12 protein-coding genes, 1 tRNA gene and 2 pseudogenes are annotated in these 16213 nt (G+C 60.4%); 4 read left to right on the forward strand and 11 right to left on the reverse strand.

From position 1 onward, the window contains the following. From AC4LE2_RS06260 to AC4LE2_RS06275, 4 genes and pseudogenes are all read right to left on the reverse strand, one after another. Window positions 1-528: a methyl-accepting chemotaxis protein gene (locus AC4LE2_RS06260; RefSeq protein WP_491828066.1), complete on the reverse strand. Its 528-nt coding sequence runs from the start codon at window positions 526-528 to the stop codon at window positions 1-3. A gap of 15 nt (window positions 529-543) precedes the next feature. Next, a pseudogene (locus AC4LE2_RS06265) lies at window positions 544-1317 on the reverse strand (PAS domain-containing protein); the annotation flags it as partial. 94 nt (window positions 1318-1411) lie between these two features. Beyond that, window positions 1412-2614, reverse strand: a complete 1203-nt coding sequence (locus AC4LE2_RS06270) for a GAF domain-containing sensor histidine kinase (RefSeq protein ID WP_491824906.1) — start codon at window positions 2612-2614, stop codon at window positions 1412-1414. 80 nt (window positions 2615-2694) lie between these two features. Beyond that, window positions 2695-5286: a bifunctional diguanylate cyclase/phosphodiesterase gene (locus AC4LE2_RS06275; protein WP_491824909.1), complete on the reverse strand. Its 2592-nt coding sequence runs from the start codon at window positions 5284-5286 to the stop codon at window positions 2695-2697. A 191-nt stretch (window positions 5287-5477) separates the two neighbouring features. Here AC4LE2_RS06275 and AC4LE2_RS06280 point away from each other — a divergent pair, with 191 nt between their 5' ends. Continuing rightward, window positions 5478-6533, forward strand: a complete 1056-nt coding sequence (locus tag AC4LE2_RS06280; RefSeq protein WP_491824910.1) for an MBL fold metallo-hydrolase — start codon at window positions 5478-5480, stop codon at window positions 6531-6533. Here AC4LE2_RS06280 and AC4LE2_RS06285 read toward each other — a convergent pair. The 3 genes from AC4LE2_RS06285 to AC4LE2_RS06295 form a co-directional block, all read right to left on the reverse strand. Further along, entirely contained in the window at window positions 6530-7444 is a 915-nt protein-coding gene (locus AC4LE2_RS06285) for a formate/nitrite transporter family protein (protein ID WP_491824912.1), read from the reverse strand. The two genes, AC4LE2_RS06280 and AC4LE2_RS06285, sit on opposite strands and share 4 nt — an antisense overlap. Window positions 7445-7511: 67 nt before the next feature. Beyond that, complete coding sequence (locus AC4LE2_RS06290; RefSeq protein ID WP_491824914.1) at window positions 7512-8423, reverse strand: alpha/beta hydrolase; 912 nt, start codon at window positions 8421-8423, stop codon at window positions 7512-7514. Window positions 8424-8520: 97 nt separating this feature from the next. Further along, on the reverse strand, window positions 8521-10368 hold the full coding sequence (locus AC4LE2_RS06295; protein WP_491828067.1) for a methyl-accepting chemotaxis protein: 1848 nt from the start codon (window positions 10366-10368) through the stop codon (window positions 8521-8523). On the opposite strand from AC4LE2_RS06295, the gene AC4LE2_RS06300 reads away from it, so the two are divergent. After that, a tRNA-Val gene (locus AC4LE2_RS06300) sits at window positions 10330-10406 on the forward strand. The two genes, AC4LE2_RS06295 and AC4LE2_RS06300, sit on opposite strands and share 39 nt — an antisense overlap. Before the next feature lie 72 nt (window positions 10407-10478). Here AC4LE2_RS06300 and AC4LE2_RS06305 read toward each other — a convergent pair. Beyond that, window positions 10479-11078, reverse strand: a complete 600-nt coding sequence (locus AC4LE2_RS06305) for a hypothetical protein (RefSeq protein WP_491824916.1) — start codon at window positions 11076-11078, stop codon at window positions 10479-10481. 46 nt (window positions 11079-11124) lie between these two features. After that, window positions 11125-11517 carry a RidA family protein gene (locus tag AC4LE2_RS06310; RefSeq protein WP_491824918.1) on the reverse strand — a complete coding sequence of 131 codons (393 nt, stop codon included), beginning with the start codon at window positions 11515-11517 and terminating at the stop codon, window positions 11125-11127. Between the two features lie 161 nt (window positions 11518-11678). Here AC4LE2_RS06310 and AC4LE2_RS06315 point away from each other — a divergent pair, with 161 nt between their 5' ends. After that, the gene (locus AC4LE2_RS06315; protein ID WP_491824920.1) at window positions 11679-12230 is read left to right on the forward strand and encodes an ATP-dependent Clp protease proteolytic subunit; all 552 of its coding nucleotides are present in this window, start codon (window positions 11679-11681) and stop codon (window positions 12228-12230) included. 7 nt (window positions 12231-12237) lie between these two features. Here AC4LE2_RS06315 and AC4LE2_RS06320 read toward each other — a convergent pair whose 3' ends face one another. Continuing rightward, window positions 12238-13143 (reverse strand): carbohydrate kinase family protein, encoded by a 906-nt coding sequence (locus AC4LE2_RS06320; RefSeq protein WP_491824922.1) that lies wholly within the window; start codon window positions 13141-13143, stop codon window positions 12238-12240. Between the two features lie 284 nt (window positions 13144-13427). Here AC4LE2_RS06320 and AC4LE2_RS06325 point away from each other — a divergent pair. Further along, window positions 13428-14622: pseudogene (locus AC4LE2_RS06325) on the forward strand (aminotransferase class V-fold PLP-dependent enzyme). A gap of 115 nt (window positions 14623-14737) precedes the next feature. Here the strand turns inward: AC4LE2_RS06325 and AC4LE2_RS06330 are convergent. Beyond that, a complete protein-coding gene (locus AC4LE2_RS06330; protein ID WP_491824924.1) occupies window positions 14738-15985 on the reverse strand; it encodes a ribonucleotide-diphosphate reductase subunit beta in 1248 nt (415 codons plus the stop codon). Window positions 15986-16213: the final 228 nt, after the last annotated feature.

The raw sequence follows: 16213 nt of genomic DNA on the forward strand, positions 1-16213 counted from the left end.
TCAGGTGCCCAGGTGCGTAGTGAACTGCCCAACGGCGCTGACCACCTTCCTGGCGCCGTCTTGAATTTCCACGATTACGCTGCCCGCCTGACCGGCCAGGGTGAGGCCTTCCTGCGCTTGTTGCTTACCGGTGGTGATAACGCTGACCGCGTCTGAGGCAAGCCGTTGGTTCTGTTGCACCACGCCAGCAATTTCAGCCGTGGCCTGAGTAGTGCGCGACGCCAGCTGGCGCACCTCGTCTGCCACCACTGCGAAGCCTCGGCCTTGCTCCCCGGCGCGCGCAGCCTCGATGGCGGCATTGAGCGCCAGCAGGTTGGTCTGTTCGGCAATGCCGCTGATGGTCTTGATGATGGTCGTGATCACTTGGCTCTGCTGATCCAGCGCCTGTATACCTTCGGCAGCCTCTTCCATGTGCTGAGCCAGGTTGCGCATCACCGCCACGGTCTGTTGCACCACGTCGGCGCCACGGTGGGCACAGCTATCGGTTTGAATGGAGGTGCTATAGGCCAGGTTGGCCGCGTCCGCCACGGTCTTTTCCCGGTTTACCTGATCGGTAATCAGGGTGGCGAACTTGACCACTTTGATAAGCCTGTCATTGGGATCGAGCACCGGATTGTAAGAGGCTTCCAGCCAGACGGGCTGCCCGCGACTGTCAACGCGTTCGAACCGCCTGGCAACGTATTCTCCCCGGCGCAGTTGGTCCCAAAACGCCTGGTAGTCGGCCGAGTTGTACTCTTCGGCCAGGCAGAACAGCCGGTGGTGTTTGCCCTTTATCTGGTCCAGGCGGTAGCCCATGGCCGTGAGGAACCTGTCATTGGCCGTGATCACGTTGCCCTGCAGGTCAAATTCGATCACGGCCGTCGAGCGCAGCAGCGCCTTGATCACGCCTTCCTGTTCGCGGGAGGTTTCAATGGTGCGGGTGAGGTCACTGGCGTAAATATAAAACACCACTACCTTGCCGTCGGGGCCCTTGCCAGGCTGCAGTAAGGCGCGCAGCCATGCCTCGCGTCCGTCTTTGCGCAGCAGCCGCAACACCCCCGAGAAGTGTTCGCCTTTCGTCAGGGCCGTTCGTACGCGCCCGTGGAGCGGGTCGCGCTTTACGTGATCGGGCACCAGTTCGTCGAGGGGTTTGCCCAGCAGCTCCTGCTGGGAGTACAGCATTTCTCTCTCAAAGTTGGCGTTGACGTGCACGATCCGCCCTTGAGGGTCCAGATGGATGGCGATCATGTCATTGTTCAAACTGCCCCGAATTTGCTGGACCAAGGCCAGTTCTTCGCGCAACGAGGCTAACTCCGCTTTTTGTCTTTTTCCAAACATTGCAGGTACCTGACCAGAAGCCGGGGGAAGATGTTTAAGGCATCGGCAAAGGGGCGAGGTGCTTGAGGAAGGGGATCCAGGCCCCGACAAAAGGTTAGGCGTTGTGCGGTGGCACTACAGGATCGGGCAAGTAAAAGCTGAACAGGGTGCCGTCCTGGGCCGTGGAGGTGACCTCCAGCCGGCCCCCATGGGCCACGGCGATCTGTTGGGCAATATACAAGCCCAGGCCTAACCCCGACCCACCACTTGAGGGGGTGCGCCCACGGCGGAACGGTTGAAACAGCTTGAGCAGGGTCAGCCCTTCGATGACAGGCCCTGGGTTATGCACGCTGATGGTCAAGCCCGCTTCCCCGTGCTGTGCGCTGACCGTCACTGTGCCTGCCTTGTCGCCGTGTGTCAGGGCATTGCTCGCAAGATTGGAAACCAACTGGGCAATACGTTGAGGGTCGCAGGTCACGCCATCGATATCCCCCATCGTCAAGGCTACGTGGCGCTCGGGGTGGATGCTCTGAAGTTCATCCACGACGTGGCGCATGGTGCTGGAGAGATCAAGGCAGGGTGCGAGGGTGACATTGATTCCACCCCCGAGCCGGCCTCGGGCGAAGTCCAGTACGTCTGCTACCAGCTTCGAGGCGCGCTCGCCTGCGGTAAGAATATTGCGCAACACCGCCGTCGTGCGTTCATCCTGCCCTCGACGTAGTAGCAACTCCGCACCGGCGCTCATGGCAAACAGCGGGTTGCGCAGGTCGTGGCCAAGTACGGCAATAAACTGTTCACGCAACTCAGCAGCGTCTTTTTCCATCAGCAAGGCCTGTTCGGTGTACTGCTGGCGGTCCTGTGCCTCCATCAAGCTGGACAATAACCTAGCGAAGGATTCGGCGACCGCGACCGCCGGGCCGTTTTTTAAAGGGCGGGGTAGCGGGTCAAAGGCGCAGAGGGTGCCGAACAACCGGCCATCCGGGAAAAACAGTGGCACCGCGATGTAACTTTCAAAGGCATAGAGGCGCGGTGTGTGGTGGTTGCAATACAGCGGGTCCGTGCTGGCATGATCGATGACGATCGTGCGGTGGGTATCGCGTACCTCATCACACAAGGTGGTCTGCAAAGGCAGCTGCCCCCCGACCTGTGGGCCTGTCCCTAGACGATCTTCCACCGCACAGGCTGTCCACTGTGTATCGCTGACCCGCGCCACGGCGGCGAAGCGCAGCCCGATACTGTCGCATAAAACTTTTAGCAGGTTGGGAACGGCCTCGATGCGGCCGATGAGTGCGACGTCGTCGCTGAAGCTGTGTGCCATTCGAGCCACTGTGCGAAAAGGTATGACCGGGCAGTTTAGCGAGACGACCCCTGTTTTGTAACCACTGATGAGGGGCGGTGTCAGCCGGCGCTCATCCGCCCCTTCACTTGGGCCTCGCGCGGCCCGGTCAGCAGGCTCATCAGCGCGTCTTTGTCCACTGGTCGGCTGAGGAAGTACCCCTGCACTTCATGGCAGTGATCAAGGGTCAAGGCCTGCAATTGCTGCTCGGTTTCAACCCCCTCGGCCGTGACGGTCATGCCCATCGCCTGGCCCAGATTGATGATGGCGCGTATCACCGCCCGGTCGCCTTCGTGGGCATTACTGGTGCTCAGCGCTGCGACAAAGCGGCGATCGATCTTGATGCTGTCAAAAGGGTAGGCGCGCAGATAGCCCAACGAGGAGTAGCCCGTGCCGAAGTCATCCATGTTTAACTTCACACCCAGCTCCTTGAGGGCAGTCATAGTGCTCAGAGCGCTGTCGATGGCCGTCAGCATGACGTTTTCGGTGATCTCCAGCTCAAGCCGCTGCGCAGGCAGGCCGGTGGCGATCAGGGTGTCGCGCACATCCTTGACTACGTCGCTGCGCGCGAACTGCGCCGGCGACAAGTTAACCGAGACGGTCAAAGGTTGAGGCCACTGGCAGGCCGTTCGGCAGGCCTCTCGTAATACCCAGCGGCCCAGCAGCACGATCAGCTCTGACTGCTCGGCTACGGGGATAAAGAGATCTGGCGCAATTAAACCCTCTACCGGGTGATTCCAGCGCACCAGCGCTTCTACCGAGACAATGGCCAGCCCGTTGACTTCGTAACGTGGCTGGTAGTGCAGCACCAGCTCCTGGTTGAGGATGGCCAGGCGCAATTGAGCCTCTAGCCGGCGCCGGTGTTGGATTTGTTCACCCATCTGCTCGCAAAAATACCGCCACGTGTCTTTGCCATGGGCTTTGGCTTCATAGAGCGCTATGTCCGCGCAGCGGATCAACTCATTGCTGTCGTAGCCTTGTAGCCGGCTCTGGGCAATTCCCAGGCTAGCGCCAACCGTCAGGCTGTGCTCACCGTAATGCACCGGTTGGCGCAGGCTGTCGATCAGGCGCTGGCAGAAGCGGTCTAGCTCCAGGCGGCTTTGGGCGCCACACAAGATCAGCACAAACTCATCACCGCCAAGCCGAGCTACCAAGTCCAGGTCTCGGGTTGCTGCCTTCAGGCGCTTGGCTATCTCGCGCAGCACGACATCCCCGGCGGGGTGGCCCAGGGTGTCGTTGATGGGTTTGAAGTTATCCAGGTCTATGAGAAACAGCGTTAGCGGGGGCGCCTCCTGCCGGGCGCTGAGCGCCTCGTCCAGGTAGCGGCATAGCAGATTACGATTGGGCAGCCCGGTGAGGGCATCGTGCAAGGATAAATGTTGAATCTGCGCGTGGGCAGCCACTTCATCTGTGATATCGCTGGCGGTCCCGCGAAACCCTATCACCTGGCCGCCTTCCAGAATAGGTCGCGCTGAAACGCGGCAGTGCCGACGCTCGGCCTTTATATCCCGATACGCGCAGCGCAGGGTCGCGGAGCTCGCGGGATGTTCTGGCAACGAGGCGAGCCAGGGCGCGATGGGCGTCGTGTCGCAGGTGAGCAGTTGCTCGATGGGCACGCTTATCCACGCCTCAACGCTGTAGCCGGTCACGTGCGCAAAGCGCCCTGACAGGTACGTGAGCCGACCACGGCTGTCTGCTTCCCAGATCCAGTCCGATGCTGCTTCGGCCACGGTTCGAAAGCGTTCTTCACTCGCTTCGAGTGCGCGGTTGCTGGCACGTAACCCTTGCAGGTGATGGTCAAGTTGCCTCGATGTGCGTATGGCGAAGAAAAAGAAATACCCCAGCAACATCACCAGTACCGCGCCAATGCCCAGCAAGCCTGGCAGCACACCCCAGAGCAACTCGCGGCCCGGTTGGGCTTGCGTCCACGTCAGGAAAAACCCGGTGCTGCCCAGCGCCATGCGGGCTCGACTAATAGGTTTGCGGTCCACGCTCAGCTTTTTCAAGCCAAAGCTTTCGCCCAACAGTGCCAGTTTTTCAGCCGAGAGCTGGTCGACGAATACCATCACCGGTGCCTGTTGCAGGTCCAACCCCGGCCGGGTGCTCTCAGGCTGAATGACGGCCGCTACTAATAACGCAGGCCACCCATTGAACAGCACGTAGCGGCTAATGCCCTCGCGAGTGGGGGCCGCCTGCCGGGCCGCTTCGACGATTTGTGCTTGTGGTGCATCGATGAAGCCACTGAACGGCGCCTCGCTCGATTGGCCCTTGTAGAGGCTGTAGCGGGTCAGCCGCCGGTCTATCACAAACACCCCTTCGAAGCTTGAGGTGGTGTACAGGGCAACGCCCAAATTGCCCTCGGCCATAGCCCATTGCCGATCCACCGGCCCGGTTGCCAAGGCCTGATGGGCTGCATCCCACACCGCATTGGTAATCAGCAGGGCCATGTTGCCTGACGCACGGGTTTGCAGGGCTTTGTCGACCAGAAACCGGCTGCGCTCTACCTCAGTGCGATCCAGGCGGTTCGCCAGCGTCAGCAACGTGATCAGCGCCCCGATGATGATGACCCCTAACAGCAGGCTAACGATTATCAGAATGCGTCGAGTGCGCGCAAACTGAGGCACAGCGGGCGAGGTAAGTGCAGTGATGTCCATGGTAGGCCGTTTCCCTTTATGCAAGCGTGCCTCTGGGGGTGGAGCCATGCACTGACGCCCAAGGGGCTGTATGCTGCCTTGGGTGAACCCTAAGCGTAGCAGCCAAGGCAGGGTCCGCCGCGGTGCTTTTTCCATGGCCAACCGAGAGCCTCTGAATGAAACCCATCGTTGCCCTAGGAGTATCACTGCTAATGGCTGTCCCCGCTGTGAGTGCAACCGAGCAAGACGCTGACCTTCCTATGTCGCGCCGCGTAGAGGGCCGCTACCAGAACCTGACCGTGTCGCCCCAGCAGGGCGTCTGGAAAAAACTACGGATAGGCTTCAAATACTTGCTGCTGAGCAAGCCTGCATATACCCGGCCACCCACGCCGCTGCCCTCGCAGCCAGTGTCTCGCCAGGCGTTGCTGGCGGCACCTGACAACAGCCTGTGGCGGCTGGGGCATTCCACGGTGCTGATCAAGGCGCACGGGGTGTTCTTCCTCACTGACCCGGTGTTCTCCGACTATGCTTCACCCGTGCAGTGGGCAGGGCCAAAGCGCTTCGACCCTCCACCTATCGACCTGGCGCAGTTGCCGCCGCTGGCAGCCGTGATCCTGTCGCACAACCACTACGACCACCTGGACTACCACAGCATCCAGGCCCTGGCGGCAACCACAGGTGTATTTCTGGCCCCGTTGGGGGTAGGCGACACGCTTGTAGAGTGGGGCGTGCCTGCGAGCAAAATCCGCCAGTTGGATTGGTGGCAGCACACGGACGTCGCGGGTGTCCGTTTCGTCGCTACCCCGGGGCAGCATTTCTCAGGGCGTGGCCTCACCGACAGCAATAAAACCCTGTGGGCCTCGTGGGCCATGATCGATCCGCAATGGCGGGTGTTTTTCAGCGGCGATTCTGGCTATTTCGACGGCTTCAAGCGGATCGGCGAGCGTTACGGGCCGTTCAATGTCGCCCTGATGGAAAACGGCGCCTACAACGTGGCCTGGCCCACCGTTCACATGCAGCCAGAGGAAAGCCTGAAGGCTGCACAAGACGTTGGCGCCCAGTGGATGGTTCCGATCCACAACAGTACCTTTGATTTGGCCAGCCACGCCTGGCAAGAGCCGTTCGAGCGCATTAGCCAACTGGCCGATGCCGCCGGTATGCCATTGGCCACCCCCCAGCTGGGGGAGCGCCTGGACATCCTCTCGCCACGACAGGGGAGCCCCTGGTGGCGAGCCGTAAGTGCGCAGGGTGCGCCTGAGGCCCGCTAGCCTTTTTGGTTGTGCTCGGCCCCGGATCCGGTGGAGGCATCGCTGCGAATCTGCGCGTGGCTGATCAACCCAAAGATCAAGCTGCCGCCGATGATGTTGCCCAGCAGGGTCGGGCCAGCAAAGTTCATCAAGAACTCGCTCCACGGCAGCTCGCCTGCCCAGACCAAGTACGACACCTCGGCGGCGCCCACCACGATGTGGGTGAAGTCACCCAACGCCATGAGGTAGGTGACCATGATGATCATCCAGATCCGAGCGTTATCCAGGCCTGCGATCACCCACACCAGGGTTGCGATCATCCAGCCGGAAATAATGCCTTTAGCGAACATCTGGATGGGGGCGTTTTCCATCACCTTATGGCCGATGTCCAAAAAGGCGGCATCGGTTGCGGCGTCGAAAATCGGCAAGCGCAGCATTACCCACGATACCAGCAGCGTGCCCGCCAGGTTACCGACCAGCACCACGCCCCATAACCTGAACAACCGGCCGAAGTTAGCCAGCGTGGGGTTGGTCATTACTGGCAAAACGGCCGTCAGGGTGTTTTCGGTGAACAGCTGTTGGCGGGCCAGTATCACGGCCAAGAACCCTGCCGAGTAACCAAAGCTTGCAATCACATGGCTGGCCTCGGTGTCAGGCAAGCGCGCATTAAGCAGCCCCATGGCCATGAGTGACAGGCCCATGGTGAGGCCTGCGGCCAACGCCGACCAGAACAGCGCCGCTACGCTGCGCTCAAGCTCATGGTCCCCTTGTTGGCGGATGATCTCGTGAAGCACGGCAGGGCGCGGTGCCTTACTGTTATCGACTTCCTTTTTTTCTTCTTGGGACAGGCCCGGCGTTTCTTCTTCAGTGTCGGGGGCCTGGTGTTCAGGTTCAGCGTGTTCAGGGTCAGCAGCGTGGCGGGGTTCTTTCATGACAATGCTCCGGAATTGAGCTACAGACGCCCCGCCGCTGGGTTAGTTTCTGAACAAAATTTTATTTCTAGCGTGCCTCGCTACCGGTCACCCCAAATAGCGCTTTGATAGCTGCGGCGTATTCACGCGTGCCTACGCTCATGCTGTTGTTATGGGTGCCGCCGGGCACCAATAGCAGACGCTTGGGCGGCTCGGCGGCAGCAAACAACGCTTGGCTAAAGCGCGAGGGCACGTATTTGTCGTCAGTACCATGGACGATCAACACCGGCATCTTCACCTTATCGATCTTGTCCACCGAGTCGAACTTCTCAGACAGCAGCCAGCGCACGGGCAGTGAGGTATTAATAACGGCTTGTGCGGCGTCGGCCATGTTGGTGAAGGTGGACTCGATCATCAATCCCGCCGCCGGTGGTGCTTCGCCCTCTCCGATGCGCTCGGCCAACTCCACGGCAATGGCACCACCCAGGGAGTGGCCGTAGATAAAGCGTTTGGCGGGGTCGGGTTGCAGGCTGACCAAGCGCGCCCAGGCCGCTTCAGCGTCCTCGTACACGCTGTGCTCTGAAGGCAACGCCCCAGGGCTTTGGCCAAAGCCGCGGTAATCGATTGCCAGCACTGAAAAGCCCAGCGCCCGCAGTTGGCCGATGCGACGCAATTGGGCGGTCAGGTCCCACCGGGTGCCATGCAGGTACAAGGCAGCCGGCGCATCGGCGCCCGGCACATCGGCGCCCGGCGCAGGCCACCACCATGCGTGTACGTATTGCTGGGGCGTGGAAAGGTTGGCGCTGGCCGGAATGTTCATCTCTCGCACGCCAGCGGGCAGGCCGGTGAACCAGCTGGCAGGGCCAGGCTCGATGTTGAAGATCAGTTCCCGCTCTTTATAGGCCAGACGCGAGCAGCCGTAAGGCATGCCCACGGCAAGGAACATCCCGAGGGCGGCGAGAGCCAGCCAACGGCGGCGTGGTGAAGACAAGACAGCCATGAAGAGGTACCCGTGAGGCGCGATGACTGTGTGTAAGACCCTGGTGGGGCAGGGGTGTTGCATCGCTGGGCAGTGCGGGGTTCACCCGGCCAGCTCACTACAACACAAACCGCCCCATCATCTGCTTGAGCTCCACGGCCAACTGGCCCAACGCTTCGCTGGCCGTTTTGGTGTCTGTAGCCCCCGCGGCAGTTTGAAGGGACAACGCACGGATTTTAATCAAGGTGTTGTCAACGTCGCGGGACGCGTGCGCCTGCTGCTGCGCGGCGCTTGCAATCACTTGGTTGCGCCCATCGATGCCCTTCACCGCGTCGCAGATCGTGCCCAGGGTATCCCTTGCGGTCAGCGCACGGGTGCGTGTGTGGTCGGCCTGCGCTGCGCTTTCGTCCAGGGCCTGAACGGCCATCGCCGTGCCTTCGCGTATCTCGCTCATCATCTGCTCAATTTCCCGCGTCGAGGCGCCCGTTCGATGAGCCAAGCCGCGCACTTCATCGGCCACCACCGCGAAGCCGCGCCCCACATCGCCTGCCCGTGCCGCCTCGATGGCAGCATTGAGCGCTAGCAGGTTGGTTTGTTCGGCGACGTTACGGATCACATCCAGCACCTTATGGATGTTCCGAGTTTGCCCCTCCAATGTGCGCGCCTGGTGGGCCGCGTTCTCCACTTTATCGGCCAACAGGTCAATGTCGGTCATGGCGGCATTGAGCTGGGCCTGACCCTCGAACGCCGCCGTTGCGGAGCTGCGTGAGGCTTCGGAGGTGGCCAATGCATTGGTGGCCACGGCTTCTACCGCACTGCTCATCTGGTTCACCGCAGTGGCCGCCTGCTCGATTTCAGCGTCTTGCAGGCGCAGGTCACTGGCACTCTGGCTCATGGCCGTACCCATATGGGACACGCCGGCGTTCAGGCGCTCCACGCTGATGCTTAGCTGGCTCAATAAGCCATGCAGTTGGTCGCGCATGTGGCCAAGCATGGCGAGCAGTTGGGCGCTTTCATCGTTGCCGCTCACGGGGATAGCCACGCGCAGGTCACCGTCTGCAATAGCGCGGGCCACCTGAACTGCCTGGCGTAAGGGCGCGGTAATGCTCGCAGTCATTCGCCAGGCCAGGAGCAGCATGACGATCAGCGCGACGGCAGTCGCCAGGGGCACGATGCGTACCGTGCGCTGAGCCGCTGCGGCGGCCTGCTGCAAAGCCTGGGCGGACGTTTGTTTATTCAGCTCCCGTAGCAACTGGACCTGCATGTCCATCAGGCCCGCTTGCAGGCCGAGGGCATCCGTGACCTTCTGCACACCGTCGGCAACCTGGCGTTTTTCAATCAGCCCAAGGGCATCCTTCAGCTCACGCTTGAAAGGCTCATAGGCCCCGCGCAGCAATTCAACCGATTCGCGCTCAGTGCCTTGATCCAGGCTGCGCAGGTAGTCGTCGAAGCCTTGGTCCAAGCTATTGACCAACTGCTCAACGGCAATACGGCCGTTCACCCACGCCCCTGGGTCATTGGCCGCCGTGAGCAACAGCACCGCTTCGGTGCGCAATCGGGCCAGGTCCAATGCGATGCCATCAGCCTGGGCGATGCTGGACAAAGGCCCGCGTTCAATCACTTCGGCTTGATGACGTACCGCGTGAATTTCGCTCAGGCAGAAGAGCCCCAGGCCTACCAGTAACAGAGCGCACAGCGCAAAACCGCCAAACAGTCGAACACCAATGCTGAATCGACGCAGCAGTGGCTGGGTAGAAAACGAGGAGCGGGCACGGCGTAATCGGATCACGGCAAGGGCTCGAACGCGACAAAGGTTCAGCCTTGTACCAAGCCAAGATGATGGCTTTATGACAGTGGGCACTGAAAGGCGCGGGGCATGATAATCGTTGACAGGCGATGGAATATCCGTAAAATTCCGCGCCACAGCAGGCACATAGCTCAGTTGGTTAGAGCACCACCTTGACATGGTGGGGGTCGTTGGTTCGAGTCCAATTGTGCCTACCAGCTTCGAAAAGCACCCCGATGGGTGCTTTTTTTGCTCTTTTTAGGGCTGGGTATGTGAGGTAGGGGCTTAACTCAACGCCCCCCTAAGGCAATCCGCTTAACCACTGCCTCATGACCACCATGATCAGTCTCCCTCGAAATCACCTGAATCACCGCCAACGTCTGGCCGGAACCGGCGATGAAGTAGGTGTTCAAGGTTTTGCCGCCACCGATGCGCGCTGTCGCGTCTATCTGCTGCGCGGCCAGCCCACTCAACCTGATGCGTTTCTCCGCGCCCTTGTGAAAATCGGGCAGTGCCTGCGCCTGCTTATTAATGAAGCCTGTACTGGCGCCCGCGAGGAACGCCTCGTCACCGGGGGCCGGCGCGCCGGGTGTCCCTTTGAGCGGTAGTTCGGTCGTGATCACGATCCGCTTCTGGGCATCGTTCATGTACAGGGTGCCGTGGGCGCCGGCGCTATCAGTACTGGCCTGGCCCGGTGGCAAGGGTTCGCTTTTATAGCCGGCTGGCAAATTCACGCGCAGCTTGCCTCCCAGCATGGTAAGGGTGACGCCTTTGTTGGCCGTAGGTTTGGCAGTAGCGTGCTTTGCGGGATGAGCTGCCTGAGCAAGGGGCATGAACGCGCACAAGGCCACTAAGCACAAGGGCCGGGCACGCGAGCGGAAGAAGGGCATTACGCAACTCCATGATTGAACGCGGGTAATAGGGGCAGGGTACGGGCTATCGTTGTACCGCAACGCATTTTATTTCTACGAGTAAACCAGGCTTGGCCAATTCACTTATGCCAAGGCACGTCCAGGCGCAGGTGCGCTGCGGGAACACCTCGTCTTTTACGCGCCTGAACAGCGGCAGGTACTGCTTCAGGCCCACGTGATAGGTCGTCAGGTCTACCACGTCGTCGAACCCGCAACCGCCTGCCGCCAGCACGAGGCGAAGGTTTTCCCAGGCTGCGTAAAATTGCTGCTCAGGGTCTTCGATTACTTCAAGGCTTGGCGTACGGCCCACCTGGCCTGCGCAGTAGAGCGTACGGCCCACCTTAATTGCCGGGGCATAACCGGCCCGTTCGTACAGCAGCTTCATGCTGTCTGGCACGATGATCTCGCGTTGGCTCATGATGATGTCCTTGTAATGGTAGGAACCCCCTTATCTTAGGATCGGGGCGCGGTGCGCGATACCCTTAGGTAGCGTGGTGCCGCTCAGCCGTCAGGGCGTTCACGCCACTGCTACACTACCCAACACACGCCCCACCCTTACTCCATGGAGAGCAGTTATCCATGACCACGCATATTGTGCATTTCACCGCGTCGATCAATTCCACCTCCACTGGCGAACTCATCGAAAAATGCTCACAGGCGGTTCAGAAGGGCGCCTCCAGGATCGTGATAAAGATCGCCACCATGGGGGGCGAATGCAGTTACGGGTTCTCCCTCTATAACTTTCTGGTTACCCTGCCGGTCCCTGTGCATACCCACAATTTGGGTACGGTGGAGTCCATGGGTAATATCATTTTCCTGGCGGGGGAGCGGCGCACGGCCTGCAAGCACAGCAAGTTTTTGTTCCACCCATTTCACTGGAACCTGCACGGGTCGGTGGACCATGCGCGTATGTCCGAATACGCCATGAGCCTGGATTATGACCTCGAGCTGTATACCCGCATCGTGGAAGAGCGTACTCAAGGGGCCAAGCGGCCCCTGGACGTGTCCCAGTGTTTGATCGCGGCTCCTCAAATACTGGACCCCGAGGCCGCCTTGCGGGCCTTGGTGATACACGCAATTGACGAATTACCAATGCCTGCCGAGGCGATCAGCCATAGCATTCATGGGTAGCGGCAGGTCAGGCGTGGGCGCTGGCGATCAAGGCCTCTACCTCGCCCTGCTGGGGTGAGTAGGCGCCAGGGTGGCTGCACGAGACTGACGCACAGGCCGCCGCGTACCGCAGCCGCTGTTGCAGATCGGTAATGCCCAGAAAGGCCGAGCCCAGCCAACCGGCCATGCTCGCATCGCCTGCGCCTACGGTGTCCACGACATCCACCCGAAGGGCGGCTTGCTCAAACGTTGCCTCAGGGGTAAACAGTACCAGGCCGCGCTCACCCCGGGTAAACAGGATATGCGCATGAGGGTTGAGTTGGCGCAGTGCGTTCAACGCCTGTTGCTCATCCTGACCGGGGTACAGGTGCTTGAGGTCCTCGTCCGACAGCTTGAGGGTGTCTGCCAGCCGGGCAAGCGTAGGAAACGTGTGCTCCCGGTACTGCGCGGTCATCAGGTTGCGCCAATTGGGGTCGTAACTGAGGCGTTTGCCTGCCGCCTTGACCTGCTTGGCCAGGCCCACCAAGGTGCTGGCCAATGGTTCGCGTGCCAGGCTGATGCAACTGAAGTGGCAGGCATCTACCTCATTGAGCCAGCCTTCAGGCAACTGCTTAACATCGAAGTGTAGGTCGGCTTCTCCGGCGAAGAAGTACGTAGGGGGCGTACTGGAGGGCACGATGGCCACCAAGGGCGCAGCGTCTACCCGTTGTAGAAATCGCATGTCCAGGCCGGCAGCCTCAGACTGCTCAGCGATCACGTCCCCGAGCGAATCCTGGCTGATAGCCCCGCCGAAGGCAGTGGCGATGCCCAGGTTGCTAAGCGTGCGGGCCACGTTCCAGGGCGCGCCCCCTGGATAACCGCGCCAGTGGCCAGGCGTAGTTTGTACGACATCGGTAAGTGCTTCGCCGAACACCACGACACGGGGCAGGGGCATGCAATTAGTCCTTATTGTATGAAGAGTAAAGCCGAGCGCGATGAGCATACCCACGCGCCCCAAGGCTGACCAGCACGCCGATGGCGTCTAACTGATACTTTTTTGCCAAGGGGCGCTCTGCAACTGAGCACTTCAGAGGCTGTAGGTGACGCCGGCTTGTACTGTGCGCGCCGCGCCGGGGTAGGCGCAGCGGATTGAACGCACTTTCGTCGTAGCGCTCATCGAACAGAGTAACTGCATGGGGTGGGCTATGCTCAGGGGCTCATGACTAGCCAGGCGTTTTTATGGTCGCTATTGCTCTCACCCCGGCCGACTTGGCCAGCGACACTGTTTTCTGGAATGACATTGCCGGGCGTTACCCACGAGAGCCGGGGGTCATCAACCTGGACGGTGGTTACTTCGGGCGTATGAGTGAGGCGACGGTTGCCGCCTACAAGCAGGCGATCGACTGGGTAAACCATGGCAATGCCCGCTATGTACGTGAGCAGTTCGAGCCTTGTCAGAGCCTGGAGATCCGCGAACAACTCGCCAGCCTCATGGGGTTGCCTGCCAATGAAATTGCGTTTGCCCGCAGTGCCTCAGAGGCGTTGTTCTCGCTTATTCGCAATTACAACCGCTTGCAACCGGGCTCAGGTATTAATCAGCGACCTGGATTATCCAGCGGTACAGAGTGCTTTTCGCTGGTTGAACAAGGCACGTGGCGTGGAAGTCATCCACGTAAGTCATACTCACCCCCCTACCTACGACGGTTTGATTGCGACCTACACGCACGCTTTTGCTAAGTACCCCAGGCTAAAGTTGATGGCACTCACCCACGTGACCCATCGCACCGGGCTGGTGATGCCGGCTAAAGCCATTGCGCACGCCGCCAAAGCCCGAGGGATTGATGTGGTGTTCGACGGTGCCCATTCACTCGGTCAACTAGAGGTTGATCTTGGGGACCTGGGGGTAGACATGGCCGGGTTCAACCTGCAGAAATGGATAGGCGCGCCGTTGAGTCTGGGGGTGATTCATGTGCGTCGCGACCGTTTGAACCATTTTGACGCCGACATGGGTAGCACGGCCTATCCCACTGGTGATATTCGCGGCCTGTCGCCATACGGCACACCTAACGTACCTGCGCTGATGGCGCTCCCCAGTGTATTCGCAGAGCACGTCGCCATGGGTGGCTGGGCGGTGACGGGCGCACGGCTACGCTACCTGCGAGACCTGTGGGTACCGCAAGCGCGCACGCTGGCGAACGTGGATGTGCTCACGCCGGACGACCCTCGGTTATATTGCGGTATCAGTGCATTACGGTTTACGCATCAGCCAGACCAGACGGTCATGGCAGCGCGTTTGTTAAATGACTTCGGCATTTTTACCGTGATGCGCACTGGGTCTGCCTGCGGCCCCTGCATCCGGGTGACGCCCAGCTTAAACACCACCGTAGAGGATATGGATGCACTGGTGAGGGCCCTGAGGGTATTGAGCACTTAAGCTCGCCTTCTATAGGCCCCGCACTTGGAACAGTACCTGCAAAAGGCCGCATAAGCGGCCTTTTGATCTACCTCAATGCGTAAGCACTCAGGCGGTCTGCTGGGGCCAGGTAGCCTCAATCCCAGCTCAACGCACCACCGGTCTGGTACTCGATCACGCGGGTTTCGAAGAAGTTTTTCTCTTTCTTCAAGTCCATGATCTCGCTCATCCAGGGGAAGGGGTTGGTGGTGCCTGGGTACTCTTCTTTCAGGCCGATCTGAGACAGGCGACGGTTGGCGATGAACTTGAGGTAGTCCTCCATCATGGCCGCGTTCATGCCCAGCACGCCGCGAGGCATGGTGTCGCGTGCGTATTCGATTTCCAGTTGGGTGCCCTGGAGAATCATCTGAGTGGCTTCTTCCTTGAGGTCGGCATCCCACAGGTGCGGGTTTTCGATCTTGATCTGGTTGATCACGTCGATACCGAAGTTCAGGTGCATGGATTCGTCGCGCAGGATGTACTGGAACTGCTCGGCCACGCCGGTCATCTTGTTGCGGCGGCCCATGGACAGGATCTGAGTGAAGCCACAGTAGAAGAAGATGCCTTCCAGCACGCAGTAGTAGGCGATCAGGTTGCGCAGCAGCTCTTTGTCTGTCTCCGGAGTGCCGGTGTTGAATTCCGGGTCGGAAATAGCGCGGGTGTACTTCAGGCCCCAGGCGGCTTTTTTAGCGACCGATGGGATCTCGTGGTACATGTTGAAGATCTCGCCTTCATCCATGCCCAGCGACTCGATGCAGTACTGGTAAGCGTGAGTGTGGATCGCTTCCTCGAACGCCTGGCGCAGGATGTACTGGCGGCACTCGGGGTTGGTAATCAGGCGGTACACCGCCAGCGCCAGGTTATTCGCTACCAGCGAGTCAGCGGTGGAGAAGAAACCCAGGTTACGCATGACGATGCGGCGCTCGTCGTCGGTCAAGCCCTCGGGGCTTTTCCACAACGCGATATCGGCGGTCATGTTGACCTCTTGCGGCATCCAATGGTTAGCGCAACCGTCCAGGTACTTCTGCCACGCCCAGTCGTACTTGAAGGGCACCAGCTGGTTGAGGTCGGCGCGGCAGTTGATCATACGCTTCTCATCGACCGCAACGCGGGCAGCGGAGCCTTCGAGTTCAGCCAGCCCTTCGGCGACGTCGAGCTTATCCAGCGCCGCCTTGGCCTTGGCGATAGCGGCCGAGTCGGTGGCCATTACGGCGCGGGCTTCCTGGGCAGCGCCAGCACCGGCGCTGTCGAGCTTGTCCATGGCAGCTTCGCTAGCGTGGCCAGCATTGGCGCCGCGTGCAGGTTCAGCGGCGTCTTCTTTATCGAATTCGTCCCAGCTCAGCATAGGGGGTCGCTCCTTCGGGCCGCCATGGCGGCCACATTAGTAGGGTATGGCACTACGCTGCGCCCTAAGGGCAGTGTTGTGTAGGGCCGTCAGTCGGCGTGAAGTGGCAGTGGCTGGTGTGGCTTAAAGGCGCAGGCAACAGGTACCTAACGGCCTCGAATGTCCACAAAGCAGGTGCTTTCCATTCGTCTACCCGCTGGCAAACCAAGGCGCCCGAAGGCGCCCTGG

It is taken from the genome of Pseudomonas sp. 9.3L, from assembly GCF_058536285.1.